Below are 25938 nucleotides of genomic sequence, written 5' to 3'. Positions count from 1 at the left end.
GGAGCGTGTCAGATGGCGGATAGCTTCATCACGACCAATCGTTTTTTTGATAATAAGCATTATCCTCGCGGGTTCTCGCGCCACGGCGATTTCACCATTAAAGAGGCGCAATTACTAGAGCGCCATGGCTACGCCTTCAACGAACTCGATCTCGGAAAACGCCAGCCTGTAACGGAAGAAGAACAGTTGTTTGTTGCTGTTTGTCGCGGCGAACGTGAGCCCGTCAGTGCCGAGGAGAAAGTCTGGTCCAAATATGTGACCCGAACTCGTCGTCCTAAACGATTCCATACTCTATCAGGCGGCAAGCCGCAGATGGATGCGGTGGAAGATTATACCGATAGCGACGATTAATCCCCTCTTATCCTTCGTCCTTGAAATCGCAGGGGTGTTCGCGGCGCGCTCTTACCCGAATCACTTACTTGAGTAAGCTCATCGGGATGCGTTTGCTTGCAGCCTACCTGCGATTCCAATGACTTTGGATAATACTCTTCGTTAGTGGAACCACAGGGGTGTTAGCGGCGCGCTCTTACCCGAATCACTTACTTGAGTAAGCTCATCGGGATGCGTTTGCTTGCAGCCTACCTGCGATTCCAATGACTTTGGATAATACTCTTCGTTAGTGGAACCACAGGGGTGTTAGCGGCGCGCTCTTACCCGAATCACTTACTTGAGTAAGCTCATCGGGATGCGTTTGCTTGCTACCTACCTGCGATTCCAATGACTTTGGATATCAGAGAGGTGTTTGATAATAGTGGATTTTTTGCTCCCCTATTTACATCAGGCTCTTGTGTAACTGCAACAGCAGCCGGTCCATACAACGATAGCTCAGTGCTTCCGAAAGATGATTTCTTTGGATGTAATTCTCCTGAGCGAGATCGGCAATGCTCCGCGCTACTTTTAAAATATGGTGCCAGGCGCGTACCGACAAACCCAGCGTCAGCAGGACTTGCTCCAGAAAGGCCGCATTCTCAGGAGTGAGGGAGCAATATTCGGCAATTTCTTGGCTATTAAGCTGAGAATTTATCTTCCCTGCTCGATCCAATTGCCTCTGCCTTGCCTGCAATACTCGTAGCCTGACCGTTTCACTGCTTTCCCCTTGATGTTTCTGAGCCCCCAGCATACCTGATGGCAGCAATGGCACCTCTATCGACAAATCAAACCTGTCCAGAAACGGCCCCGACAATTTTGCCAGATAGCGCAGAATCTGTTGTGGCGGTGTACGGTTATGGACACCCTGATAATGGCCGCTGGGGCTGGGGTTCATTGCGGCAATCAGTTGCACTTTGGCAGGAAAGCACACTTTAGCCGCTGCACGAGAAATGATAATTTCGCCTGATTCCAGTGGCTCGCGCAGTGAATCCAGCACCCGACGTTCAAATTCAGGTAATTCATCCAGGAAGAGTACACCATTGTGCGCCAATGAGATTTCACCGGGGCGTGGAATAGAACCACCGCCAATCAGTGCCGCCATTGAGGCGCTATGGTGGGGGGCGCGAAAAGCCCGGCAACGCCATTGGGCGGGTAGCACGTTACTGTGCAGTAGACCGTTAATGGCCGCGGCCTCTAATGCCTCTTGATCCGTCAGCGGCGGCAATAATCCAGTTAACCGATTTGCCAGCATCGTTTTGCCCGTTCCTGGTGGCCCGAGTAATAGCAGGTTATGGCCCCCCGCCGCAGCAATTTCTAAGGCTCGCTTAGCCTGTGACTGCCCAATGATATCTTGCAGGTCGAGGCTGCTATCCCACTCTGGTGTAGATTCAACTAGCTGGCCCTGAGCAAGGGTATTTTCACCCTGTAAAAAACCGCACACGGCTAACAAGTGATCGGCAACCCGGCTGTTACCTTGTGGAATAAGACCTATCTCAAGATTATTCGCGACCGGAAGAATTAATTGCCGCTGAACTTGGCTACTGGCGAGTGCTGCCGGAATTGCGCCGCTAACCCGCCTTAGCGCCCCTGATAGGGCTAACTCACCCAAGAACTCATAGTGGGTTAATTTATCCGCAGGAATCTGTTCTGACGCTGCCAGTATTGCTAAAGCGATAGGGAGATCATAGCGGCCACCCTCTTTCGGCAAGTCTGCCGGTGCCAAACTAACAGTGATACGTTTCGCCGGAAAGGTGAATCCACTGTTGATTAATGCGCTCCGAACCCTATCTCGAGCCTCTTTTACGGTGGTTTCCGGTAATCCGACCAAAATCAATCCGGGGAGCCCATTGCTGATATGAACTTCTACTGTAACCGGTGGGGCCTGAATGCCTAATGTGGCGCGGGTATGAATGGTTGCCAGTGACATGCTGCTTTCCTTTGCCGTAGGGCTACCGGGACTTTTATTAATCGACCGGGCTGAGATATGAGGTAGCCGCAGCAGTGTGCCCTAGGTCTTTTTTGAGTACAGCGAAAAAGAATTGATTTGCGAACGCTCGCGAGAAATTTCGATGCAAGGGAAGTATCAAAATTAAAAATTGCGATACGGTACGCAAAAAATGGCCAAACTACTGATATGAGTATTACTAATTGATAAATAATATATTTGTGTCATATCGTGTAGCGGCTCACAGAATAATAATTTAAATAAATATTGTCAGATAACCAATAACTGTGATAACTCTGTAGGTATTCGTTCGACACTGACAGATGAACAACCTAATTATGAAAGCGATTGTCCAAGTGATTAACCTAGTCCTAATTAGCGTGGTGGTGATTATTATCCCACCGTGCGGGGCTGCACTTGGACGAATAAAGGCATAAAAATCAAGCCTTAATCTCAAGAGAACCCCCGCACCGAAAGGTCCGGGGGTTTTTTTATTGGTACGTTAAAGACGCGAGGAACATAAAATGCACAACAGAATAAAATCCTGTGCCTCCCGCGAAAGGTCGGGGAAATAACTATGAATGGTGCTCAGTGGGTGGTTCAAGCGTTGCGTGCGCAGGGTGTTGATACGGTATTCGGCTATCCGGGTGGGGCAATAATGCCTGTCTACGATGCTTTGTATGATGGTGGTGTCGAGCATTTGCTCTGCCGCCATGAGCAAGGTGCTGCGATTGCTGCCATTGGCTATGCCCGTGCAACCGGTAAAGTCGGGGTGTGTATTGCCACTTCTGGACCTGGAGCCACTAATCTGATCACCGGTTTGGCTGATGCATTGCTGGATTCAGTGCCGGTCATTGCTATCACCGGTCAGGTGGGGTCTGCTTTAATCGGTACTGATGCTTTTCAGGAGATTGACGTATTGGGTTTGTCACTTGCCTGTACCAAACACAGTTTTCTGGTTGAATCATTAGAGGCGTTGCCTGGTATCATGGCGGAGGCGTTTGCCATTGCTACCAGTGGCCGCCCTGGACCGGTTTTAATCGATATTCCGAAGGATATTCAGTTAGCTGTGGGTGATTTAACCCCGCACCTGATGCCAGTTGAAGAGCATCTTGTTGATTCTGCTGCCGAGTTACAACAAGCCTGGGATATGCTGGCAACCGCGCAAAAACCGATGTTGTATGTCGGTGGCGGGGTTGGCATGGCACAGGCCGTTCCTGCTTTACGTGCTTTTATCGAGGTAACGGGTATTCCTGCGGTTGCCACTCTGAAGGGTTTAGGCGCACCGGATACTAATCATCCGTGCTATCTGGGTATGCTGGGGATGCATGGCACTAAAGCCGCAAACTTTGCGGTGCAGGATTGCGATTTATTGATAGCGGTTGGCGCGCGGTTTGATGACCGTGTCACCGGCAAGCTGAATACATTCGCCGCAAAAGCAAAAGTTATCCATATGGATATCGACCCGGCTGAATTGGGTAAATTGCGTCAGGCGCATGTCGCGTTGCAGGGCGATTTGAAAGTATTGCTGCCCGCATTACAGCAACCGTTGGATATCCAGCCGTGGCGTGATGAGGTCATGGCATTGAAACACCAGCATAGCTGGCGCTACGATCACCCTGGCCAGGCAATTTATGCTCCGTTGTTACTGAAGCAGATATCTGAACGCAAAGCACCACAAGCGGTAGTGACTACCGATGTGGGCCAGCACCAGATGTGGACGGCGCAGCATATGAACTTTACCCGACCTGAGAATTTCATCACATCCAGCGGTTTGGGCACGATGGGTTTTGGTGTGCCGGCCGCGGTTGGCGCACAAATGGCCCGTCCTGATGACATGGTTATCTGTATCTCCGGTGACGGTTCGTTTATGATGAATGTTCAGGAGTTGGGCACGATAAAACGAAAACAGTTACCGCTGAAAATCGTATTATTAGATAACCAGCGATTGGGTATGGTTCGACAGTGGCAGCAACTGTTTTTTGATGGACGTTATAGCGAAACCAATCTTTCTGATAACCCCGATTTCATCACACTGGCCAGTGCGTTTAATATCCCCGGCCAACGTATCACCCGCAAAGACCAAGTCGACGCCGCTCTGGATGCGCTGTTTAACAGCGAAGGCCCTTATCTGCTCCAGGTTTCCATCGACGAACTCGAAAACGTTTGGCCGTTAGTGCCGCCAGGCGCAGGTAATGAAACCATGCTGGAGAAAATCTCATGATGCACCATCAATCCTCTATCCAACATCAAATCTCTATCCAAGCCCGCTTCCGCCCTGAAATGTTAGAGCGTGTATTGCGGGTTGTGCGGCACCGTGGCTTCCAGGTTTGTGCTATGAATATGTCGCCAATGATTAATGCTGAGAATATTAATATTGAATTGACCGTTGCCAGCGGGCGACCTGTCGATTTACTGTCTTCTCAGTTAAGTAAGCTTATGGATGTCGCCTGCGTCGAGATCCTACAACCTAATACATTACAGATACGCGCCTGATGCGCCACAAGGAAAGAAAAGAATGACGAAGAAAGCTGATTTTATTTGGTTTAACGGTGACATGGTTCCGTGGGCAGAGGCTAAAGTTCACGTGATGTCTCACGCGTTACACTACGGCACGTCAGTCTTCGAAGGTGTCCGTTGCTACGACTCCCACAAAGGGCCGGTAGTTTTCCGTCACCGCGAACATATGCAGCGTTTACATGACTCAGCTAAAATTTATCGTATGCCGGTTTCCCAGTCGGTTGATGAGCTGATGGAAGCCTGCCGTGCGACATTGCGTAAAAACAATCTGACCAGCGCGTATATCCGCCCGTTAGTGTTTATTGGTGATGTCGGTATGGGTGTGAACCCGCCAGATGGCTATAAAACAGATGTGATAATCGCCGCGTTCCCATGGGGTGCTTATCTGGGTGCGGAAGCGTTGGAGCAAGGCATTGATGCCATGGTGTCCTCATGGAACCGTGTGGCACCAAATACCATTCCAACTGCGGCAAAAGCCGGTGGTAACTACCTGTCCTCCTTGTTGGTGGGCAGCGAAGCACGTCGTCACGGCTATCAGGAAGGGATTGCGCTGGATATTCATGGCTTCTTGTCTGAAGGTGCGGGTGAAAACCTATTTGAAGTAAAAGATGGCATCCTGTTCACGCCGCCGTTTACCTCTTCAGCCCTGCCGGGTATCACCCGTGATGCGATTATCAAACTGGCGAAAGATATGGGTCTGGAAGTGCGTGAGCAAGTGTTGTCACGTGAATCTCTCTATTTGGCGGATGAAGTCTTTATGTCCGGTACTGCGGCAGAAATTACCCCGGTACGCAGCGTGGATGGTATTCAGGTCGGTATTGGTAAACGTGGCCCGGTTACCACCAAGATCCAACAAGCATTCTTTGGCCTGTTCACCGGTGAAACTGAAGATAAGTACGGTTGGCTGGATCCAATCAATCAATAATCAATAAAAACTGACAGACAGAATCAGCAGGTGGTTCGTTCGCCACCTGCAACACAGAATACATTGGAGTGAAGAGACAATGCCTAAGTACCGTTCCCATACCACCACTCATGGCCGCAATATGGCCGGCGCTCGTGCACTGTGGCGCGCTACCGGTATGACCGATGATGACTTCGGCAAACCGATTATTGCAGTGGTTAACTCATTTACCCAGTTTGTACCGGGCCACGTTCATTTGCGCGACTTAGGCAAGCTGGTAGCGGAGCAAATTGAAGCGTCTGGCGGCGTGGCTAAAGAGTTCAACACTATTGCGGTGGATGATGGGATCGCGATGGGCCACGGCGGCATGCTCTATTCACTGCCTTCACGTGAATTGATTGCCGACTCCGTAGAATACATGGTTAACGCTCATTGCGCGGACGCCATGGTGTGTATCTCTAACTGCGACAAAATTACCCCAGGGATGCTGATGGCGTCTCTGCGTTTGAATATTCCGGTGATCTTTGTGTCCGGCGGCCCGATGGAAGCGGGTAAAACCAAGCTGTCCGATAAAATCATCAAACTGGATCTGGTGGATGCCATGATCCAGGGCGCAAACCCGAATGTCAGTGATGCCGACAGTGAGCAGATTGAACGCTCTGCCTGCCCGACCTGTGGTTCCTGCTCGGGGATGTTTACTGCCAACTCGATGAACTGCTTAAATGAGGCGCTGGGTCTGGCGCTGCCAGGTAACGGTTCACTGTTGGCGACCCATGCTGACCGTAAACAACTGTTCCTCGATGCTGGTAAGCACATTGTTGAGCTGACTAAACGTTATTACGAACAGGATGATGTTAGTGCCTTGCCGCGCAGCATCGCGAACAAAGCCGCATTTGAAAACGCTATGACGCTGGATATCGCGATGGGCGGCTCGACCAACACCGTGCTGCACTTACTGGCCGCAGCACAGGAAGGGGAGGTTGATTTCGATATCAGCGATATCGACCGTTTATCTCGTCAGGTGCCTCATTTGTGTAAAGTCGCGCCGAGCACGCAGAAATACCATATGGAAGACGTGCACCGTGCAGGTGGGGTTATGGGTATTTTAGGCGAACTGGACAGGGCTGGCTTGCTTAACCGCGAGGTGCGTAATGTGTTGGGGCTGAATCTGACCGATACGCTGGAAACCTATGACGTGATGCTTACCGGTGACGAAGGGGTCAAGCAGATGTACGCCGCGGGCCCGGCGGGTATTCGTACCACTAAAGCCTTCTCGCAGGATTGCCGCTTCCCATCACTGGATACTGACCGCGAAGAGGGTTGTATCCGTACTCGCGAACATGCTTACAGCCAAGACGGCGGTTTAGCTGTGCTGTACGGCAATATCGCCGCGAACGGTTGTATTGTTAAAACCGCCGGTGTGGATAAAGAGAGCCTGACCTTCCGTGGCCCGGCAAAAGTGTATGAGAGTCAGGATGATGCGGTAGCAGCGATTCTCGGCGGTAAAGTTGTGGCGGGTGACGTGGTCGTTATCCGTTACGAAGGGCCAAAAGGTGGGCCGGGGATGCAGGAAATGCTCTATCCGACCACTTATTTGAAATCCATGGGATTAGGCAAGAGCTGTGCTTTGCTGACTGATGGCCGTTTCTCCGGCGGGACGTCTGGTTTGTCGATTGGTCATGTTTCACCAGAAGCGGCCAGTGGCGGCCTGATTGGTCTGGTGCAGGATGGCGATTTCATTGATATCGATATCCCGAACCGTGGCATTGTGTTGGATGTGAGCGAATCTGAGCTGACTGCTCGTCGTGAAACGGAAGAAGCCCGTGGCGATGCTGCCTGGTCGCCTAAAGCCCGCGAACGTCAGGTTTCTTATGCACTGCGCGCTTATGCTCTGCTGGCAACCAGCGCCGACAAAGGTGCTGTGCGCGACAAAAGTAAGCTGGGAGGCTAATACCCATGGCGGTATCACAACCCTTATCTGCTGCCCCTTGCGGGGCAGAATATCTGCGGGCGATATTGCGCGCGCCGGTGTATGAGGTGGCGCAAGTCACCCCGTTGCAAGTGATGGAAAAAATCTCTTCCCGCCTGGCTAATACTATTTTGGTTAAACGTGAAGATCGCCAGCCAGTGCACAGTTTTAAGCTGCGTGGTGCTTATGCGATGCTGGCGGGTCTGACAGAAGAGCAGAAAGCCTGTGGTGTGATAACCGCCTCTGCCGGTAATCATGCGCAAGGTGTCGCCCTCTCAGCCAGTAAGCTGGGTATCAAGGCACTTATCGTGATGCCGGTAGCAACCGCTGACATCAAAGTGGATGCCGTGCGCGGTTTTGGTGGTGAGGTGCTGCTGTTCGGTGCCAATTTCGATGAAGCCAAAGGCAAAGCTATCGAGTTATCCCAGCAGCAGGGTTATACCTTTGTGCCGCCGTTTGACCATCCGGCCGTTATCGCCGGGCAGGGGACGCTGGCGATGGAGTTACTCCAGCAAGACGCACACCTTGATCGGATTTTTGTCCCGGTCGGTGGCGGTGGGCTGGTGGCCGGTGTGGCGGTGCTTATCAAGCAACTGATGCCGCAGATTAAAGTGATCGGGGTTGAAGCGGAAGACTCAGCTTGTTTACGTGCCGCACTGGATGCGGGCAAGCCGGTTGACCTGGCCCGTGTTGGGTTATTTGCCGAGGGTGTCGCCGTTAAACGTATTGGCGATGAGCCATTCCGCCTGTGCCAAGAGTATTTGGACGAGGTGATAACCGTCGACAGTGATGCTATCTGTGCGGCAGTAAAAGATTTATTTGAAGATGTGCGTGCCATCGCCGAACCTTCTGGTGCTTTGGCGCTGGCGGGCCTGAAAAAGTATGTTCAGCAGCATAATATCAAAGGCGAACGTCTGGCCCATGTGCTGTCCGGTGCTAACGTGAACTTCCACGGTCTGCGCTATGTGTCAGAACGTTGTGAGCTGGGCGAGCAGCGTGAAGCTTTGCTGGCCGTAACTATCCCCGAGAAAAAAGGCAGTTTTCTCCGTTTCTGCGAGTTGCTGGGGGGGCGTTCGGTCACTGAATTCAACTACCGTTATGCGGATGCCGATAATGCCTGCATTTTCGTAGGGGTACGTTTGACGCGCGGCTATGCCGAGCGGGCAGAGATATTGGCTGAGCTACAGGCAAAAGATTATCAGGTGGTGGACCTATCTGACGACGAGATGGCCAAACTGCATGTGCGTTATATGGTGGGTGGTCGACCTTCCAAACCATTGCGTGAGCGGCTGTACAGCTTTGAATTCCCTGAATCACCGGGCGCATTGCTGAAGTTCTTGCATACATTAGGTACGCACTGGAATATCTCTTTGTTCCACTATCGTAGCCATGGCACTGATTTTGGTCGGGTATTGGCAGGGTTTGAGTTGTCAGATTCTGAGCCGCAATTTGAAGAGCACTTGGCCGCTTTGGGCTATGATTGCCATGATGAAACCAACAACCCGGCGTTTAAGTTCTTTTTGGCGGGTTAAGTTTTGGCTGGATGAAGTGGCGGTGAATACCTATCAACCACAATAAAACTCAGGGCTAATAAGCGCTGAGTTTTTTATTTCCACTTAGTTATATTTAATCTTCTTATATATTCTCAAAAATAAGCATTCCAAATGAAATTCAGTATTAGTGCAGCGTAATATCATCTGTGGATTTATTAATTGAGATTAATAATATCGCAGTTAATTACCACATTGTTGAATGTTTATTGTTTCTCATGGTTTGAATAATATATGGAGATTTTATATGAGTGAAACATTAGCCTTGATTAAGGCATCAATTAAGTCACCGGTACCTGACTACATACCCCCTACGCCGCTAAGTAACCGTTTGAATCCTCTGCAAAACTCAATTCGGTCTTATTCAATGCGTGATGGGACGACAACAATTGAAACAACGCGTCGCAAAGGGGAGATCGTTAGGCAAATTGTAACAAGAGAACACATTGATGCTGCAAGCAATAAGACGGTTAAAGTGAAAACCTTTGATGCAGCTACCAATACGATAAATCAGGCTATCGAGCACTTTGATTCTAACAATAATATGACTAAGAGGGTCGTTGAAAGTTTTAGTTATGACCCAGTTAAAAAGGCAGTACAATTGAGCGAAACAGTGGTAGTAAAACAAAGTTTCGATGCTAAAAATAATATAACGCACCGCGCTGAACAGAAAACTAATGCTGCTGGTGAAATCACTTATAACCTGGTTGATACCTATCCCAACGTAAACATTACCAACAACTTGCAAAGCGACACCTGCCAACTGACCGATTCGATAAACAGTTTCCCTACCAAAGAGAGCGCTCCTGCTCCTGTGGAGGCGACTATGTGTAATCCTTTAACTCTGGGGCCGAGGAATCTTGTTCCCGCCATAAATTACGCTTCGCGATTGTAAACTACAGCAGCCCCCAAAATGCTTCGATCAACGGCTCATTGAGCCGTTTTTTGGGCACACACACACCCAGCTCAAATGGCTCGACCAACGAGATATCATCCAGCAAGGAAATGCGGTTGCGCACCGGTTCCGGGCTGTTATCCACCACTACTGATGGGATCAGTGCCACACCGCAGCCCAATGCTACCATTGATACAATTGCTTCATGGCCGGAAACCGTAGCATAAATCAATGGGTTACTGATGCGCTGGCGGCGGAACCACAAATCAATGCGTTTTCGTGATGGGCCATGCTCAGGCAAAATAAAGGGGACCGTGGCCCAATCGGGCTGCTCCACCGAGACCTGTGAACGCACTGCGCAAGGCAGGGCTGGCGCAATCAAAACCAGTGGAATCTCGCCAATCTGGGTAAAGGCGATGCTGGTGGGGAGCACTTCAGGGCGACCAGCAATACCGAGATCAGCCTCATTCGATTGCACTTTATCTACCGCATCGGCGGCATCACCGGTAGTGAGTTTGATTTCAACCAACGGATGACGTGCGCGAAAACGATCGAGAATGGGGGGTAAATGGCTATAGGCGGCGGTGACTGAACAAAATAGCCGCAGTTCGCCACTGAGTGATGGCCCGTGCTGACCCAAGGCATGGCGCAGCTGTTGGTACTGCAGCAATGTCTGTTGAGCAAAAGCCTTGAGCTGTGTACCGGCATCGGTCAGTTGCACCGTGCGGTTGTCTCGTAAAAACAGGGGCTGTCCGAGCGTCTCCTCCAGCCGCTGAATCTGGCGCGATAGGGTGGATGGACTGACGTGTGTCGCTTTAGCCGTGCGGCCAAAGTGGCGGCTTTCAGCCAAATGCAGAAACAATTTCAGGTCACGTAAATCCATAACAGACAGCCTCTTAGGTGAGAAGAGCTATTGTATTGCATAAGAAATAAACTGTATTGCAGAATTTGCAACGTCACATTGTTAATATATCAATTTCAGCAATGTGTTTCCTGTCATATAGTGAATCCAAGATAATCCCCGGACCAGACAGGGGATGTGAAAAACAGCAACACACAACATTAGCTACACAAACACAATATTCGTTTGCAGTAACCAAAATAAATAGCTGCACCCACAAAACAGAACCCGAACGGAGTAATACCATGGCTAACTATTTCAACACATTGAACCTGCGTCAGCAGTTGGCGCAATTAGGTAAGTGTCGCTTTATGGCACGTGACGAATTTGCCGATGAAGCAAGCTACCTGAACGGTAAAAAAGTGGTGATCGTCGGTTGTGGCGCACAAGGTCTGAACCAAGGCTTGAACATGCGTGACTCTGGTCTGGACGTGGCTTACGCTCTGCGCAAAGAAGCGATTACCGAGAAGCGTGCTTCATGGCGTAAAGCGACTGAAAATGGCTTCAAAGTAGGCACTTACGAAGAGTTGATCCCACAGGCTGATTTGGTGGTTAACCTGACACCAGACAAACAGCACACCGCAGTGGTTCAGGCAGTTCAGCCACTGATGAAAGATGGTGCAGCACTGGGTTATTCTCATGGCTTCAATATCGTTGAAGTGGGTGAGCAAGTTCGTAAAGACATCACCGTTGTGATGGTAGCGCCGAAATGCCCTGGCACTGAGGTTCGTGAAGAATACAAACGTGGTTTTGGTGTGCCGACGCTGATCGCGGTTCACCCGGAAAACGATCCTAAAGGCGAAGGCATGGCGATTGCCAAGGCTTGGGCGGCAGCAACCGGTGGCCATCGCGCGGGTGTGTTGGAGTCCTCTTTCGTTGCGGAAGTAAAATCTGATCTGATGGGTGAGCAGACTATCCTGTGTGGTATGTTGCAGGCCGGTTCATTGCTGTGTTTCGATAAGCTGGTTTCTGAAGGTACTGACGCGGCTTATGCTGAGAAACTGATTCAGTTCGGTTGGGAAACCATTACCGAAGCGCTGAAACAAGGCGGGATTACGCTGATGATGGACCGTCTGTCCAATCCGGCTAAACTGCGGGCTTATGCGCTGTCTGAACAGTTGAAAGAAATCATGGCTCCGTTGTTCCAAAAACATATGGATGACATCATCTCCGGTGCTTTCTCCAGCGGTATGATGGCTGATTGGGCGCAAGACGATGTTAAATTGCTGGGCTGGCGTGAAGAGACCGGCAGAACAGCATTCGAGAATGCGCCACAGTTTGAAGGCAAAATCTCTGAGCAAGAATATTTCGACCACGGCGTATTGATGATTGCCATGGTGAAAGCCGGTGTTGAGTTGGCATTCGAAACTATGGTTGACTCCGGTATCATCGAAGAGTCTGCATATTATGAATCACTGCATGAGCTGCCATTGATCGCCAACACCATTGCCCGTAAGCGCTTGTATGAAATGAACGTGGTTATTTCTGATACGGCTGAATACGGTAACTATCTGTTCGCGAACGCGGCGGTTCCGTTGCTGAAAGGCAAATTCATGGATTCACTGCAAGCAGGGGATTTGGGTAAGAGCGTTGCCGGTACTGCGGTTGATAACGCGCAACTGCGTGATGTGAATGAAGCCATTCGTAACCACCCAATTGAAGCCGTAGGTCACAAACTGCGTGGCTATATGACCGATATGAAGCGTATTGCAGTTGCGGGCTAAGTCCCTTTTGTCTTTGACGCCGCGGCATTGTTAGCGGCGTTTAACTCTGCGTGAAACAGGCCGCTGCCATTAAATAATGGCAGCGGCTTTTTTTTATCTCAAATTTAGTACATTTCTCGAATACAAAAATTAATTAAATTAATGCTATCTCGGCCCGAAAAAAATCCAGTAAGGTGTTAATCGTGGTTTAACACATCGCAGACAAACTCAGTATTAAACTCTATTAATCATAATATTCTTATGAAGGTAATAACGCACCTCGCTAATTAGCGGGGTGTTTTTATTTGTGGGTCTGGCAAAGCTAAAGAATAAAACTCATGACATTTAAATAATGTTAAGGAGGTGAAAAAGATAAATAGGTTTAGCAGTCAATATTCTCGTTAATTATAAAAACTTAAATAAGGAAATAAAGTATGGGAAAAGGACACAGTAATGTAATGGGTCAGGGCCGCCGTGGCTCAACTGATGGCGTCAAGGGCGTGCCGAGAGGGCTTAGTGCTGGAAATCCTAATAAAGGTAGAGGGTGGGGAGTATCGCAAACCCCCTATGGGGCTATTCGCAATTATAATCCAAGCAAGTTCGGTAGCCGTTCTGGCGGTAATCGAGGTGGCAATAACCGTTCACGTCATCGCGGCAATCCTCCAAGTCCCCCTAATCTGGCACAAAGGCCAGAGCTACAAGTAGCAATAGTCCCCGGTGTTGCCGTTCCCCTATCACTGGTTGCTGGTGAATGGGGGTTTACGCTGCTTAAACCAAAGGTAGTTGCTGCGGCACTTGATCTGGCTCTTACGCGGATGGCGATGTTTGCTGTGGACGCGGCGCCTTATGTCGGGCGGTTCGCCGGGGTTGTTGGCATGTTGCTGGCACCCTCTGAAATCGCGAAAGATGATATGTCAGTGACCCGGCGCACGGTCGTCACCCTGCCTGCCGAGCGCATCATCAGCGTGCCATTGGCACAATTACCCACACAATCAGCAGTAGTGGCTAATGTCCGGCTGCATGATGTGGTACAGGATGGTGTGCAGAAAATCGCGGTAGTGAAATCCAAACATGTGCCGATTACGGTGCCAGTAGTACAGGCTAAACCCACTGATCGGACAGGAGTATTTACCGCTCAGATCCTCAATGGGATGCCACCTATCCACATCCATATTGATACGAGTTCTTCCCCTCCCACGGCAACGCAACCAAGCGGTATTCGTGAGGTGAGGGATAGCCCTGTAACACCGGTATTTTCTCCACTGGGAAGTAACAGCCATGACGCGATTGTCTACTTCCCCGCAGAAGCGAACACTGACCCTGTCTATATTTCAGTCACGACAGTGCTAATACCAGAGCAGATTAAACAGGTGGAGGAGGAAAATCGGCAAAAACAAGCACAATGGGATACGAAGTATCCACAAGTGCAACAGGCTCTATTTGAAAAACAACGTGCCATTCAGACTGTGGCTGAAAAAGAGGCAATATTGCATGCAGTCAAGGAGACGGCTGAGGGTAAGTCATTCTTAAACCCGGAAAAATTTCCGATGGAGGAATACCTTATAGCTTGGTTTGAATACTCAAAAACAACCATTAAGATGGATATATCGATTAATTCAGCGGTTGCGCGAGACTATTTTTTACAAAAGGGGCCGATGGTCATGTACCCTCTTTTGTATACCTTTCAGTCAGAAAGTCAGGGTGAGCAACATGCCCGTGATACAAATATTGCGACATTAGAACGGATATATCGGCGTTTAACGACGGCGCGAGACAATATAAATCAGGCCCAGCATGAGTTAAATACGGCCAAGAATGAAGTCAACAATGCTGATCAGCATATACAGGTAGTCAGGGCGCAACTGGTTGAGGCCGAAGCCCGGTGGATTGTAGAAGCACCCGCCAGACAGCGTGTTGAACGTGAGCGACTGGCGGCAGCCTACCTCGCCAGACAGCAGGCTGTCACTCCCCAAAATACCTTCTCCTTACCTGCTCATCCGCCAGGGGGCGCACATTCTCCCAGTTTTGCCGCAGGCGGTGCGGGTGCTATAACATTAAGTCCTCAGGTTGCTAATCATTTAGGTACCTCATTACGGCGGGTATCGGAGCGATTTCGCAGCATAGACACAAGTTCGTTGGCCGATCCAATGGCTGTCATTATTGGTACGGGCTTCTATTCGGATAATGATAGGGAAGGAGCGAATCAGCCGCCATTAGTCGGTAGTTTCTCTCTCAGGGACATAGGATTATCCCTTGGCGCGCCTTTACTACAGCAAGGTGACGTAGATTCTCCGGTCCGAATTTTGATGGCCCAAAAGGATGATTGGACCGGTGTTTATGCGGTAAAAACCCAAGCTGCAAATGTTGCTGCTAAGGTGAAGGTCGGGCAAGCACAGCTCGATAGGTCAAAAGGTGTTTATACTTTTACCACCGACAGCCAGCCGCCACGCACCTTTATTTTTACGCCAGCAAAACCGCCCGGCATGGATATCAGCTCGGTATTGCCACAACCGCCCAGTGCACCGGTTGTTCCGTCGCATACTGGGGCTGATATCACTTTTCTGGCGACAAAGCGAGCACTGACGTTCCTTGCACATGAGGAGATTGATTTCCACGATTACGTCATTTGGTTCCCAGCAGAGTCGGGGCTGGAACCGGTGTATATTTATCTTAAAACGCCACGGGATGAGCCGGGTGAAGTAACCGGTCGTGGGCAGCAAGTTGCAGGCGTTTGGTTGGCAGAGGCGGGTAAGGGGCTGGGAGCACCCATCCCAGTACAGATTGCCGATAAATTACGTGGCAGGAAGTTCAGTAGTTTTGATAGATTTAGGGCAGCGTTTTGGCAGGAGGTTGCGAATGATCCTGAGCTATCTGGGCAGTTTAATAAAACTAACTACGTCGAAATGCTAAATCAACGAGCCCCATACCCACCTTCCATAGAGCAAATTGGTGATAGGAAAAAATATGAAATTCATCATGTTAAGTTTATAAATAACGGAGGAGAGGTTTACAATATTGAAAACCTAAGAATCATGACACCGAAACGGCACATTAATATTCACTCCGGAAATAGAGGGAAATAATATGGAACTTAAAAAAGAGTTAACAGACTATACTGAAAATGAGTTTCTAGAGTTGATTAATTTATTATTTATTGGTGAATTCTCTTCAGAAGAGGAGCATGACGAACTTGTAAATCATATTGTAAAAATTACAGAACACCCTAATGGTACTGATATCCTTTATTATCCTGAGGCTGGAGTGGAGGATAGCCCCGAGGGAGTTATTAAATTCATTAAAAAATGGCGAGCCGAAAATGGCAAGCCTGGATTCAAAGAGTAACTTATATCGTTAAGTAAAAATATAGGCCGCCTTTCTGGCGGTTTATATTTTATTAATTAGTTAATAAAATATAAACACTCATTTATTATATCATTTGGTCCTCAGATTATTAGTGGCTGGGAGCTCCGATCCCAGTACAGATTGCCGATAAATTACGTGGCAGGACGTTCAGTAGTTTTGATGAATTAGAGGATAATAAGCTGATGATCGAGCGGCTGGAGCGAATCTTGATGGGGGAACTCACGGCCACTGATATTGATAAACGCTTTTATACTCATGAAATCAGAGAGCTAGAACGATATCGTGCGCTAGGGGTGCCGGATGGTGTTAATGATAAATCTGTTTGGAATGACGCTCATACCGCAACTCTGGAGGACTATAAGGTTAATGAAAAAAAAACAGCCTTTATATACGCCAGAAGCTGAGGATGCATATATAAAAGCAGAGTTAAAAAATATTTAGGAGATAAATAATGTCAAATATGGAAAAAATAATTAAAAATGAAACAGTCGAAGATGTTCTATTAGCCTTCACTCCTAATACAGCATATCAAGGTATTGATCGAATGTATGTGAAATATCATTTTGATGTGGTAGCTAACCGAGAGCTTTTATTTACATATCAGAGGTTAATAAAAGAAGGTAAGTTGGCTGAAGATGATAAAGGGCATACCCTCAAAGGTCCCAACTGGAAAGAACCGAAATTCGTAACCGATAAAAAATACGATGCGGAATAGTATTCAGCATTACTAAAAATTTATTGTAATTAATAATCAGTGAACAAGGATGTTACTGGTTATTTTTTATGATTACTGATTGTGATATTAATGTGAATATATTTATGAGATGAATTGTGGGGCTAAAATTACGACTAATTTGGTTTGATAAAAACTGATGTGTTAGTTGGTATGAGATTTTATAAGAATTTTGGGGGTGGTGATACTATCATCGAGATATTATAGCTTCCTTTGGGTGATACGATGAATTACGGGGGTGAAATAGCATAGAACTGGATGACATCTATTCAACCACATTTTAAAAATATCATTACAATAGATAAGTATGATTACTTTATTAATTAGTTGCTGAAGTATAAATACTCTATTTATTACATCATTTGGTTCCCGGCAGCGTCGGGGCTGGAACCGGTGTATATTTATCTAAGTAAATCTAAAGAGTCGTATTCTCATGGTTTCAAACATTACCCACCCAAGAATATGAAGTGGGACGATATTGTTAACTCGACTAAATCAGGTCCGGCAAAATTCAAACAAGGTGTTAATATCCCTGAAGTTGATCAAGAAGTTTGGTTGACAGGGATTTCAGTAACTAATGGTCAATCTTGGAAAGTTAAGGAATTTAGAGATGTTCAAGGTGCATATAAAGGAAAGGAAACTTGCTGGGTAGTAACTAAAGAATCGGGGGGTGTTATTCATTCTCATCCAATTGGTGAAGCCGAATCCAGGAGATTAATAAAATGAACAAAGAATTAAAATTATTTGATGACGTATTATATATAAGTAATGCTGAATATATATATAACGATCTGCATTCTATTCAAAAAGATGATAGGTTGTCAGATGTTATTAACCTTCTTGATGAGGATCTACTACAGATAAAATATCTGAATGGCTCTATTGTTGATGTTGGTTGGTATCCCTCTTTTGACGAGAGTGGTTATTTTAAAGTCATGTCTATTAGACATGATGACTGGGAGAATCCCATTTACTCCAGCACTTTAGGATTTAGCCTTAACCAGTTGTTGGAAGAAATCAAAATGGCCATATCAAAAATTTAACTATTGGCCACTTGGTTTCCAAAATTATAATATAGGCCGCCTTTCTGGCGGTTTATATTTTATTAATTAGTTAATAAAAAAATAAACGCTCATTTATTATATCATTTGGTCATCAGATTATTAGTAGCTGGGAGCACCGATCCCAGTACAGATTGCCGATAAATTATCGTGGCAGGAAGTTCAGTAGTTTTGATAGATTTAGGGAAGCGTTTTGGCAGGAGGTTGCGAATGACCCTGAGCTATCTGGGCAGTTTAATTTGCGTAATGCAGCATTTATTCATAAAGGTTATGCCCCGTATCCTCAACGGAAAGAACAGATCGGTAATCGGGGTAAGTTTGAACTTCATCATGTCAATCCAATTAAGGATAGCGGGGCAGTTTACGATGTAGATAATTTGCGTGTAGTAACACCGAAGCGACATATTGAAATCCATTCAAAAAAGGGAGTGTAGGATGACATCAAAACATAAATTAGAAGATTACACTGAGGCTGATTTCTTAGAATTTGCCAAGAAAGTATGTAACGCAGATTATGAAACTGAAGCTGAGGCCAATGAGGCCGTGCGTGAATTTGTTCGCTTATCAGAACATCCTGACGGTACAGATATCATTTTTTATCCTAGTCCAGATCAGGAAGATAGCCCTGAGGGGCTTCTAAAAGCGATAAAAAAATGGCGAGCCGAAAATGGCAAGCCTGGATTCAAAGAGTAACTTATATCGTTAATTAATAATATGGGCCGTCTTTATGGTGGTTTATATTTGCATGATTTATAATTCTGTAATTAATGAGTCGGTTATATAATATAAATAGCTCTAAGTTCGGATGAGGATGTGTTAACTTTTCTATCTTAATGCCTATGTATTTCATGGGGGTGAGATTTATTAAATTAATCCTATCCCGGCCCGAAAAAAATCTTGTAAGGTGTTAATCGTGGTTATACACATTATGGGTATATCTATTGTTTCTCAATATTATTAATTAATAGACCTTGCTAATTAGTGAGGTCTTTTTTGTGGGTGATATTAATCAAATAAATGAAAAGGCATTTAAATATAAAAGGAGAGCAGTAATGAGTGATATCCAAACTGTTTTGACGCGTTGGGGTGTATGGGCTAGGGATAACTCTCATCTGGATTATCCTCATATCGCTAGCGGGTTTAAGGGATTGGTGACGAGCAATAGACAGGTAGAGTCATGTTGCGATAATGACGGATTAGCCATTGATAAAACAATAGGAAATTTACAGCGGGCCTCGCGAGAAAAAGAACTGGAACTTATCCTTCGACATTATGTGTATGGGCAATCTAAAGCCTCTATTGCCCGATTGAAAAAATGTAATGAACGGGAGATTCGACGTCAATTACAAGTTGCCGAAAGTTTTATTGAAGGATGCATAATGCAATTGGGTATTTCACTGGAAATGCAGGTGGAGTGATTTTTTATAAACACAATAAGCTTTAATAGAATAGAGCAATCAAGAATAGATCTTATTATCGGTAATTAGACTTGAATCAGAAGTGGAATAGGGCGGGGCAAGATATATGACTGGTTGTGGTAATTAGAAACCAGAATATAAACTGTCTCTGCGACAGTTTATATTCATTAATTTTTTATTTTAAATTGCTGCTAAATGCCTTTCGGTTACCTAAATCATCAATTAAGACAAAATTGACCGTCTTGCTGCCTGCTGGGGGTAAACGATTGAGCGAAAAATCGAGCTTCGAAAAAGGAGCAACCATATCTGGCAGGCTTTCAGTTGAGCCTAATGTCAGTGAGGCTAATGATGCATAATAAGGCGTCGGGTTATCAACCTGAATCAGGGCGGTATCGCTTTTTGTCTCAAGAGTAAAGGTTAACGCCTTACCTAAAGTATCTCCTGGGGCTGGTAAATTTTTAGGGCGGTAAAATACTTTGTATTGCATGCGCAAGGCCAGCGTGACGAAAGATTCATCCTCAGTTTTAGGGGTCACCTTCGGTGGAATTTCGTAAACATTGAGCCAAAATGCAGACTCCCTATCAACGGGTAATTTACTGGCCCCCGATAAGATCAATCGCAGGCTACGTTGTGCCTGTGGTTGTAGCCGAAATAGCGGAGGCAACACTAATACCGGTGAAATAGACTTCTCTGGTGTTGCGGTCAAATCACCGTCATCCACCCAGACCTGCACTGCCACCGGATAGCTATTGCTGTTAACCAGTTGTAGTGACTCTTCGGTGCTACCTTCACTGAAGATAATACGTGTTCTTTCCGCAATGACACTTGCCGTGGCCGGTATACTGGTAACCATAAGCAACAAAAGTAACCCACCAATCCCACTATTTATGTGTCTGAAAAACATATTATTGGACACGTATAACCACTTGCGCATGTGCATTCACCGCTCCTGGTGTCACAGTTTGCCCGCTGATTTTAGTTAACTCAGCCCGAAAGTTCTCAGTGTAACTATTACCCCCACTCACCGTGCCGGTTATTTCTTGGGCGCCCTGGAAGATGCCATACCAGCCGGCGTTATTACCGGTTTGAGTTACATTCTTTGATAGCAGATAAATCGGGCTATTATTGCGGTAGATACGGATGCCTACACCGCTTGCTGTTCCGGCAGAACCATAACTATCTGACACCAAGTGGCTGATCCCGCCACTGCCGTTCATTAATCCCAAAGCTTGCGCTTTAGCGGCATTTGCTGCGGGTACCAGAAAGCCCATTGCTACCGTGCCAGCAGTGACACCTGATGTCACGCCGGTCTGGCACTGAAAGTCTACTTTAAATTCAGCAGAAGTGGTGCTGCCGCTGTTCAGCTCTGCCACAGAAATTCTCGGTAATATCACTGTGGGGGTAAAATTGGTTACCGCACAAATCGTGGTTCGACGGAAAGTGACATAATTGTACAATCCAATAGAGGCAGGCCAGGTAGCATACCAGCCGGGCCAGTTTGATACTGAGTCAGTTCCTTCAATAGGGCCACTAATCCCTGGCCCTTTAAACGCGATATAAGCATTGGGTTGGGTATAGGCATACAGGTAAGAGGCTGCATTGTTAGTGCTGGCACGGGCATAATCAATACGAAACAGCTCGGTATACAGGTTACTGAAATTCTTGGCTTTGACTAAAATACGGCCACTGCTGTCTTTATCCAGGTCGGTTAAGCGCCGCCCTTTCCATAAGCGCGAGTAATACTCGCCAGTGGATAGATTTGTAAGCCTGATAACAACATTGCGGACATAGGTGGCAAAACCAGAGGGAACATTACCGGCAATGGCACCATCTTCATTTTTACCACCAAAGTCATTATCTCCGTTAGTAGCATACATTTCGAAGAGTTGATCAACATCGGCCGCAGCGCAGCGAAATAGCACCCGATTAGGGTCATAACCGGTGTTCAGGGCAAAGGTGGTGAAGTCAGAGGTACCTGCGGCTAATAATGTCCCATCGGGTTGAAAATTCGCCGCCGTGCTAAGGTCAATAAGGCCCGGCAAGCCGAGTGAGCCATTATTATAATCCAGAGAACCCGCCCAGTCACTTGCCGTACCATCGCCAACACCAAGCTGACTTTGTATCGTAATCCGGGTACAGGTTGACCATGCTGAGGTGCTGCATAACCCTATAAATAATATCATTCCAGCCGCAATACGCTGGCGGCGGTGACCGGCAGTGGCTGTTGGCCGTGATAGTTTGCAAGATATTAACTGCTCTGTTGTTCTTAACATTATTTTTCTCATAATTGTTAACGGTGGCAACTGCCTGTTATATGAATAATATCCTGCTCGGTATCTTGACCATCAAAAGTATAAGGTAATTCACACTGCTCACTGCTGTTCTCACCCCAGCGCACATAAAGTAAGCCTTTGTCGTCTTTTACACGTACGTAGATCTGATTCCCTTGACCTACCATCCCGACAATTTCATTTTTGCTGTTATAAACATCGGCACCCAGTGGTAACCCTCCGCCGTCATTGGTTTGGGTTTGAATTAACACAGCATAGCCTTTCAGAGTTTCGAATTTGACTTTCACTGCGGCCCCGGCATAAGGAACGACGCGGCCTTGATTCTCTTTCAGTTCAGTATTGCGATTAATACCTTTAGTATACAAACCCACCGTATTGTAATTATAGGGTGTTAATGATGGCACCAAGGCAAATCCGTTATTATCAATTCTCGCCCCTTGTGCATTTCGTACTGTTGCACCCTGAGCACCATCCGCTTCAATTAAACCAAAGGTCTCGCCCAAATAAGGTCCGAGTGTCATACCTTTACTATGTATTACTGCGGCTCCGCGAGCACCAACACCATATTGGGTGTAATTATTGCCGCGGGAATAGCTGCCATTGACGGTCGCATTAGGGAATTGTTTTTGCACATTTGCCCCCCAGTTATTTGAACTGCTACTGATATTGCTGTCGTCATAGCCGGCATTCACTGAATAGTTAAAGCTGTTTCGTTCACCGGCGGTACCTGATAATGACGTCTGATAGCTATTACCACTTTTGGGATTACGGCTAGCGGACATCGATAAATATTGATTTTTATTTCCAATATTGAGTGGGATAGACACCGTTAGCGTCGCAATATTTTCAGTATTACCGTAGCGCGTTGTCGTCTGATTCGTCGTATCGTCATCCCAATTATATTGGGTTGAGGTATAAACAGTGCGCTGACGGCTAATGGCAAGGTTATAACTGACATCTTGGTAGCTATTTGAATAGTTTAGCTGTAACTGCGTATCTCGTTGCGTATCATTATAATAATCACTGGTCGACGCTGATGCAGAGAGTTGACCATAATTGCCCAACGTCTGGTTAATTGAGGTTGTAAACTGGCTGCGTTGTTTATAGGTTGTTGAATCCCATGTCCCGCCATTTTTTTGCGTTGAGCGCACACCAAAAACGTCATTTAAATCGCGATATCCTTTGGTTGAATAGCGATATCCGGCCAATGAAAATGTGGTCCCGGTTTGATTAAATGTCTGGCTATAGGTTGCTTGCATCCGCCAGCCATTCTGCGTGTCATCATTTTCAACTTTAGCATGAGAGTAGGTAGTATTGAGGCCAAAGGCCCCGATGGGGGTACCTAATACGCCACCGACAAGGAGTGCCGTATAGTCTTGCGCTAAACGCAGGCCACTGTTCGCAGTTAACTGATTGGTAAGACCGCGCTCATAGGTGAAGTCAGTGAAATAGTTATCAATATTGGTGAAATCACGAGATTCGCCGACCACCGCATTATAACGGCTAACACCTGGGCGCATTGAGTCCGGGACGGCACTGAATGGCACGGTAAATGTCGAACGGCTACCATTCGCTTCAATCACCTCAACATTGAGGTCACCCTGACTGGTGGTGCTATATAAATCGTTAATAACGAATGGGCCAGGCGCAACCGTAGTTTCATAAATTTCACGCCCATTCTGGCTAACAACCACCCGCGCATTGGTACTGGCAACACCACGAACTTCAGGGGCAAAGCCACGCATGGATTCTGGCCACATACGTTGGTCGGTTGCCATTTTAACGCCACGAAACGACATGGTGCCAAATAATGTACTGTCGGTGAAGGTTTCGCCCAGCGTTAATTGACTATCCAATTGGGGGATAGGGCGCTGGACATAAGTACGAATATTATTCCATTGGGTATCGCTGCTATTATCATTACTGGAATAACGTACGTTTGATTGTTGACGCAGTTGCCATAATCCGAGATTGAGGCCACTTTTTAAGCCAACAAAGCCGTAATCAGAGGTGTTGTTTTGCTGAGACTGCGTCTCACTGCGATAAAAGTTGGAACTGTAGTTAATGAATGCGAGCTTTTCGCCTTCCTGCCATTCACTTTGCTCGATATAACCTCTGGGCCGGTTTTGCAACAAAGCTTGTGGGATCGACAATTCTAGACGAAGTTTGGCTTGGTCAAAGTGAAAAGAGGCACCTTTTACCCGCTCAGCCAGCGGCTTGCATTGTTCTGTAGACGAAGCCGCAGTATCCGAGGGGGCGGATTCTGTTTTGAGCGTATTAGGTTCTTTGGTTGCAGTACTGTCTTTGCCAGTAAGAACAACGCCAGCCGCAGTTAAGAATTCATCACTCAGGCAGGGGGAAACCTCTGATGAGTCAGCGTTCTTAATAAATTCAATGGTAGTGCGTTTAAACGGTTTGTTATTAACCAAGACATCGACAGCATCGTAATTTCCGGCTGTGGCAGAATTCTCTTTATTGAGTTGATTCAAACCTGAAGCAAAATTGGTCCCTAAAAACAGAGATTCATCGAACTCGAGGTTTTGTGGCTCATCCTGAGCCAAAGCCGTATCAACATGTAAGATTAAAGCAATACATAGTGTTAATGCTTTCTTGCGTCCAAAGAATTTTCTCTTCACAGAAGCGCGTGCAAGCCTCATAAATCTTCCTTTACCGGCTAAATACGATAACTTCCGGTATCTTGCCCGCCGAAATCATTCACTATCAGGAAATTAACAATAGCATTAGAAGGTACAGATGAATTTGGGATAACCCATTCTGCTTGAGACATCGGTGAAATCATCTCGGATTTCATTTTAAGTTTTTTACCACTGCCAACAACTTCACCACTGGCAATAGTGGCATAGAATCCTGTTGGGTTTTTCCCTGTTACAACAACATCTTTACCACGTTGGCGCACACTGAAAGTCAGTGCGCTGGAGACCTGATCAACACGGCCAGTAATACTTTCAGGTCGATAAAATACTTTAATGCGGTTACGCATCAACACTAACATTTTATTACTTTTTTCTGCTTTGTTGACGGGAGGCACCTGTAAAAAATTAAGATAGAACACGGATTCTCTATCTGTTGGCAGGCCGCTACCGGTATATTTCAGCCGCAATGTTTGTCCCGCATTGGCTTCCATGCGAAAGAACGGTGGTGTGACGATAAAGGGTGCTTTGCCTGTTTCTGGTGTTGATTGGGCATCACCACTGTCTAGCCAGACCTGAACCGCATTGGGGAAGTTGTCTTTATTTGTTAATTGTACGCTGTGCTCTTTTTCGCCCGCCGAATATATAATTCGGCTACCCGTCATGATGACGCTGGCTTTAGCAGAAGAGATGCCCATAAGAATTAATAACGCGATGAACAGATAACGATAACTGTAGCTATGTATGTTAACCATCATGGGGATACCCTCTGAATGAAACTGGCCGAATAGCTATTTTGTTGGTGCTTGAAGCTGCTGAATATACATCGGGGAACTTTACCCGAATCACTATTGTGAAGATTATCGGGATTAATGAGCCTCATTGAGGCTCACCCTGCGGGCTAGCATAAATGCTATTCAAAAAGGTCTATGACCGATTTGTCATTTACTTTGCCTGATTGCAGCGCCAATTAGTTAAAGTATATCCTATTCGGCAAAGCAGGTATTACAGGTAAGAAACTGCATATTGTACTGATGCTATCACAGAACCAGCGCCTGCTTGTCCAGTTGCAAAATATTGAACTGCAAAATCATGCTCTGCTGCTGTATCACCAGCCTTTAACACTATACCATCTTGCGCCAAACCACTATTCAGATCGATACCCGAAGTCGTTGTTGTGTCTTTCAGCAATTGAAGCTCAACGTTTGCTGCTGTGCCGGTATTTTTTAAGTTACCGGAAGCTGTGACTTGGTTAGCGACGAAAACAGTTTTGACATCAATATCATCAGGGCCAACTGCACAACCAGATACACCCAGGGTAAAGGCCGTTTTACCTGCTGTTTTCCCTGAAGCATCCAAATCGCTGCTGGATACAGTTGGCAGCAATACCATTGGGTTGGCATCAACACCGTTGACGGTAACAGAACAGGTTTGTGCTGTGACTTCACCTTGGAAAGTAATTGTATTATTACTTGCTGCCATTGCAATAGTTGTAGATGCTGAGAATAACGCCATAGCCAAAGTTAACTTGTTCATTTAAAACTCCAATATAATAATTAAATGTGGGTGAGCATTCATTCGAATTTAAATATGAATGAATACTTAACTTAATAGATATGAAGTGGGTTAATGACTATATGTGCGAATGTTATTCGATTATACTTG

General features: G+C 46.6%; 24 protein-coding genes and 1 pseudogene. 18 read left to right on the top strand and 7 right to left on the bottom strand.

All coding sequences use genetic code 11. The annotated features are described in order from the left end of the window. Window positions 1-12 precede the first annotated feature (12 nt). Window positions 13-351, top strand: coding sequence for a DUF413 domain-containing protein (locus V1955_RS21375; RefSeq protein ID WP_005190326.1), 339 nt, complete (start codon window positions 13-15; stop codon window positions 349-351). Between the two features lie 421 nt (window positions 352-772). On the opposite strand, the gene V1955_RS21370 is transcribed toward V1955_RS21375, so the two are convergent. Continuing rightward, complete coding sequence (locus V1955_RS21370; protein WP_372569773.1) at window positions 773-2296, bottom strand: YifB family Mg chelatase-like AAA ATPase; 1524 nt, start codon at window positions 2294-2296, stop codon at window positions 773-775. 356 nt (window positions 2297-2652) lie between these two features. On the opposite strand from V1955_RS21370, the gene ilvL reads away from it, so the two are divergent. The 7 genes from ilvL to V1955_RS21335 all read left to right on the top strand — a co-directional run bounded on the left by ilvL (window position 2653) and on the right by V1955_RS21335 (window position 10152). Next, window positions 2653-2751, top strand: coding sequence for an ilv operon leader peptide (gene ilvL / locus V1955_RS21365; protein ID WP_071817873.1), 99 nt, complete (start codon window positions 2653-2655; stop codon window positions 2749-2751). A gap of 140 nt (window positions 2752-2891) precedes the next feature. Next, a complete protein-coding gene (ilvG, locus tag V1955_RS21360; RefSeq protein WP_083161836.1) occupies window positions 2892-4538 on the top strand; it encodes an acetolactate synthase 2 catalytic subunit in 1647 nt (548 codons plus the stop codon). Then, the gene (gene ilvM / locus V1955_RS21355; RefSeq protein ID WP_372560674.1) at window positions 4538-4810 is read left to right on the top strand and encodes an acetolactate synthase 2 small subunit; all 273 of its coding nucleotides are present in this window, start codon (window positions 4538-4540) and stop codon (window positions 4808-4810) included. The genes ilvG and ilvM overlap by 1 nt, the downstream gene beginning before the upstream one ends. A 22-nt stretch (window positions 4811-4832) precedes the next feature. Then, window positions 4833-5759 carry a branched-chain amino acid transaminase gene (locus V1955_RS21350; protein WP_083161838.1) on the top strand — a complete coding sequence of 309 codons (927 nt, stop codon included), beginning with the start codon at window positions 4833-4835 and terminating at the stop codon, window positions 5757-5759. Between the two features lie 79 nt (window positions 5760-5838). Further along, window positions 5839-7689: a dihydroxy-acid dehydratase gene (ilvD, locus tag V1955_RS21345; RefSeq protein ID WP_083161840.1), complete on the top strand. Its 1851-nt coding sequence runs from the start codon at window positions 5839-5841 to the stop codon at window positions 7687-7689. A 5-nt stretch (window positions 7690-7694) separates the two neighbouring features. Continuing rightward, window positions 7695-9239: a threonine ammonia-lyase, biosynthetic gene (ilvA, locus tag V1955_RS21340; RefSeq protein WP_083161842.1), complete on the top strand. Its 1545-nt coding sequence runs from the start codon at window positions 7695-7697 to the stop codon at window positions 9237-9239. Between the two features lie 265 nt (window positions 9240-9504). After that, window positions 9505-10152 (top strand): hypothetical protein, encoded by a 648-nt coding sequence (locus V1955_RS21335; RefSeq protein WP_420073695.1) that lies wholly within the window; start codon window positions 9505-9507, stop codon window positions 10150-10152. Between the two features lies 1 nt (window position 10153). On the opposite strand, the gene ilvY is transcribed toward V1955_RS21335, so the two are convergent. Next, entirely contained in the window at window positions 10154-11035 is an 882-nt protein-coding gene (gene ilvY / locus V1955_RS21330; RefSeq protein ID WP_005190304.1) for an HTH-type transcriptional activator IlvY, read from the bottom strand. A gap of 263 nt (window positions 11036-11298) precedes the next feature. On the opposite strand from ilvY, the gene ilvC reads away from it, so the two are divergent. From ilvC to V1955_RS21280, 10 genes and pseudogenes are all read left to right on the top strand, one after another. Beyond that, window positions 11299-12777: a ketol-acid reductoisomerase gene (gene ilvC / locus V1955_RS21325; RefSeq protein WP_442821375.1), complete on the top strand. Its 1479-nt coding sequence runs from the start codon at window positions 11299-11301 to the stop codon at window positions 12775-12777. A gap of 413 nt (window positions 12778-13190) precedes the next feature. After that, window positions 13191-15839 carry a colicin-like bacteriocin tRNase domain-containing protein gene (locus V1955_RS21320; RefSeq protein WP_442821374.1) on the top strand — a complete coding sequence of 883 codons (2649 nt, stop codon included), beginning with the start codon at window positions 13191-13193 and terminating at the stop codon, window positions 15837-15839. A 1-nt stretch (window position 15840) separates the two neighbouring features. Then, window positions 15841-16098, top strand: a complete 258-nt coding sequence (locus V1955_RS21315) for a bacteriocin immunity protein (protein ID WP_049610279.1) — start codon at window positions 15841-15843, stop codon at window positions 16096-16098. 176 nt (window positions 16099-16274) lie between these two features. Beyond that, window positions 16275-16560, top strand: a pseudogene (locus tag V1955_RS21310) (S-type pyocin domain-containing protein); the annotation flags it as partial. Window positions 16561-16570: 10 nt separating this feature from the next. Then, window positions 16571-16834 (top strand): hypothetical protein, encoded by a 264-nt coding sequence (locus tag V1955_RS21305; protein WP_032907418.1) that lies wholly within the window; start codon window positions 16571-16573, stop codon window positions 16832-16834. 411 nt (window positions 16835-17245) lie between these two features. Beyond that, a complete protein-coding gene (locus V1955_RS21300) occupies window positions 17246-17578 on the top strand; it encodes a hypothetical protein (protein ID WP_032907416.1) in 333 nt (110 codons plus the stop codon). Continuing rightward, the gene (locus tag V1955_RS21295; RefSeq protein WP_442821373.1) at window positions 17575-17895 is read left to right on the top strand and encodes a hypothetical protein; all 321 of its coding nucleotides are present in this window, start codon (window positions 17575-17577) and stop codon (window positions 17893-17895) included. Before V1955_RS21300 ends, V1955_RS21295 begins: the two co-directional genes overlap by 4 nt. A gap of 152 nt (window positions 17896-18047) precedes the next feature. Beyond that, window positions 18048-18347: an HNH endonuclease signature motif containing protein gene (locus V1955_RS21290; RefSeq protein ID WP_442821372.1), complete on the top strand. Its 300-nt coding sequence runs from the start codon at window positions 18048-18050 to the stop codon at window positions 18345-18347. 1 nt (window position 18348) lies between these two features. Then, the gene (locus V1955_RS21285) at window positions 18349-18606 is read left to right on the top strand and encodes a bacteriocin immunity protein (protein WP_372569769.1); all 258 of its coding nucleotides are present in this window, start codon (window positions 18349-18351) and stop codon (window positions 18604-18606) included. 359 nt (window positions 18607-18965) lie between these two features. Next, the gene (locus tag V1955_RS21280) at window positions 18966-19331 is read left to right on the top strand and encodes an antiterminator Q family protein (protein ID WP_083161860.1); all 366 of its coding nucleotides are present in this window, start codon (window positions 18966-18968) and stop codon (window positions 19329-19331) included. Between the two features lie 175 nt (window positions 19332-19506). Here V1955_RS21280 and V1955_RS21275 read toward each other — a convergent pair whose 3' ends face one another. The 5 genes from V1955_RS21275 to V1955_RS21255 form a co-directional block, all read right to left on the bottom strand. Next, entirely contained in the window at window positions 19507-20271 is a 765-nt protein-coding gene (locus V1955_RS21275; protein ID WP_102970512.1) for a fimbrial biogenesis chaperone, read from the bottom strand. Then, the gene (stbD, locus tag V1955_RS21270; protein ID WP_193784856.1) at window positions 20237-21514 is read right to left on the bottom strand and encodes a fimbrial usher protein StbD; all 1278 of its coding nucleotides are present in this window, start codon (window positions 21512-21514) and stop codon (window positions 20237-20239) included. Before stbD ends, V1955_RS21275 begins: the two co-directional genes overlap by 35 nt. 107 nt (window positions 21515-21621) lie before the next feature. Then, the gene (locus V1955_RS21265) at window positions 21622-24279 is read right to left on the bottom strand and encodes a fimbria/pilus outer membrane usher protein (protein WP_442821371.1); all 2658 of its coding nucleotides are present in this window, start codon (window positions 24277-24279) and stop codon (window positions 21622-21624) included. Between the two features lie 17 nt (window positions 24280-24296). Further along, window positions 24297-25028: a fimbrial biogenesis chaperone gene (locus V1955_RS21260; protein WP_193784857.1), complete on the bottom strand. Its 732-nt coding sequence runs from the start codon at window positions 25026-25028 to the stop codon at window positions 24297-24299. Window positions 25029-25278: 250 nt separating this feature from the next. Further along, window positions 25279-25809 (bottom strand): fimbrial protein, encoded by a 531-nt coding sequence (locus tag V1955_RS21255; RefSeq protein ID WP_372569768.1) that lies wholly within the window; start codon window positions 25807-25809, stop codon window positions 25279-25281. Window positions 25810-25938: the final 129 nt, after the last annotated feature.

Origin of the sequence: Yersinia sp. 2545 StPb PI, assembly GCF_052217125.1 — a bacterium.
Taxonomy (GTDB): Bacteria; Pseudomonadota; Gammaproteobacteria; order Enterobacterales; family Enterobacteriaceae; genus Yersinia; species Yersinia enterocolitica_E.
This window is presented reverse-complemented; position numbering and strand designations above follow the sequence as displayed.

What these genes read in the sequence shown, in the direction of transcription:
- V1955_RS21375 (WP_005190326.1), top strand. Translation starts at nt 13, where the DNA reads ATGGCGGATAGCTTCATCACGACCAATCGTTTTTTTGATAATAAGCAT.
- V1955_RS21370 (WP_372569773.1), bottom strand. Translation starts at nt 2,296, where the DNA reads ATGTCACTGGCAACCATTCATACCCGCGCCACATTAGGCATTCAGGCC.
- ilvL (WP_071817873.1), top strand. Translation starts at nt 2,653, where the DNA reads ATGAAAGCGATTGTCCAAGTGATTAACCTAGTCCTAATTAGCGTGGTG.
- ilvG (WP_083161836.1), top strand. Translation starts at nt 2,892, where the DNA reads ATGAATGGTGCTCAGTGGGTGGTTCAAGCGTTGCGTGCGCAGGGTGTT.
- ilvM (WP_372560674.1), top strand. Translation starts at nt 4,538, where the DNA reads ATGCACCATCAATCCTCTATCCAACATCAAATCTCTATCCAAGCCCGC.
- V1955_RS21350 (WP_083161838.1), top strand. Translation starts at nt 4,833, where the DNA reads ATGACGAAGAAAGCTGATTTTATTTGGTTTAACGGTGACATGGTTCCG.
- ilvD (WP_083161840.1), top strand. Translation starts at nt 5,839, where the DNA reads ATGCCTAAGTACCGTTCCCATACCACCACTCATGGCCGCAATATGGCC.
- ilvA (WP_083161842.1), top strand. Translation starts at nt 7,695, where the DNA reads ATGGCGGTATCACAACCCTTATCTGCTGCCCCTTGCGGGGCAGAATAT.
- V1955_RS21335 (WP_420073695.1), top strand. Translation starts at nt 9,505, where the DNA reads ATGAGTGAAACATTAGCCTTGATTAAGGCATCAATTAAGTCACCGGTA.
- ilvY (WP_005190304.1), bottom strand. Translation starts at nt 11,035, where the DNA reads ATGGATTTACGTGACCTGAAATTGTTTCTGCATTTGGCTGAAAGCCGC.
- ilvC (WP_442821375.1), top strand. Translation starts at nt 11,299, where the DNA reads ATGGCTAACTATTTCAACACATTGAACCTGCGTCAGCAGTTGGCGCAA.
- V1955_RS21320 (WP_442821374.1), top strand. Translation starts at nt 13,191, where the DNA reads ATGGGAAAAGGACACAGTAATGTAATGGGTCAGGGCCGCCGTGGCTCA.
- V1955_RS21315 (WP_049610279.1), top strand. Translation starts at nt 15,841, where the DNA reads ATGGAACTTAAAAAAGAGTTAACAGACTATACTGAAAATGAGTTTCTA.
- V1955_RS21305 (WP_032907418.1), top strand. Translation starts at nt 16,571, where the DNA reads ATGTCAAATATGGAAAAAATAATTAAAAATGAAACAGTCGAAGATGTT.
- V1955_RS21295 (WP_442821373.1), top strand. Translation starts at nt 17,575, where the DNA reads ATGAACAAAGAATTAAAATTATTTGATGACGTATTATATATAAGTAAT.
- V1955_RS21285 (WP_372569769.1), top strand. Translation starts at nt 18,349, where the DNA reads ATGACATCAAAACATAAATTAGAAGATTACACTGAGGCTGATTTCTTA.
- V1955_RS21280 (WP_083161860.1), top strand. Translation starts at nt 18,966, where the DNA reads ATGAGTGATATCCAAACTGTTTTGACGCGTTGGGGTGTATGGGCTAGG.
- V1955_RS21275 (WP_102970512.1), bottom strand. Translation starts at nt 20,271, where the DNA reads ATGCACATGCGCAAGTGGTTATACGTGTCCAATAATATGTTTTTCAGA.
- stbD (WP_193784856.1), bottom strand. Translation starts at nt 21,514, where the DNA reads ATGATATTATTTATAGGGTTATGCAGCACCTCAGCATGGTCAACCTGT.
- V1955_RS21265 (WP_442821371.1), bottom strand. Translation starts at nt 24,279, where the DNA reads ATGAGGCTTGCACGCGCTTCTGTGAAGAGAAAATTCTTTGGACGCAAG.
- V1955_RS21260 (WP_193784857.1), bottom strand. Translation starts at nt 25,028, where the DNA reads ATGGTTAACATACATAGCTACAGTTATCGTTATCTGTTCATCGCGTTA.
- V1955_RS21255 (WP_372569768.1), bottom strand. Translation starts at nt 25,809, where the DNA reads ATGAACAAGTTAACTTTGGCTATGGCGTTATTCTCAGCATCTACAACT.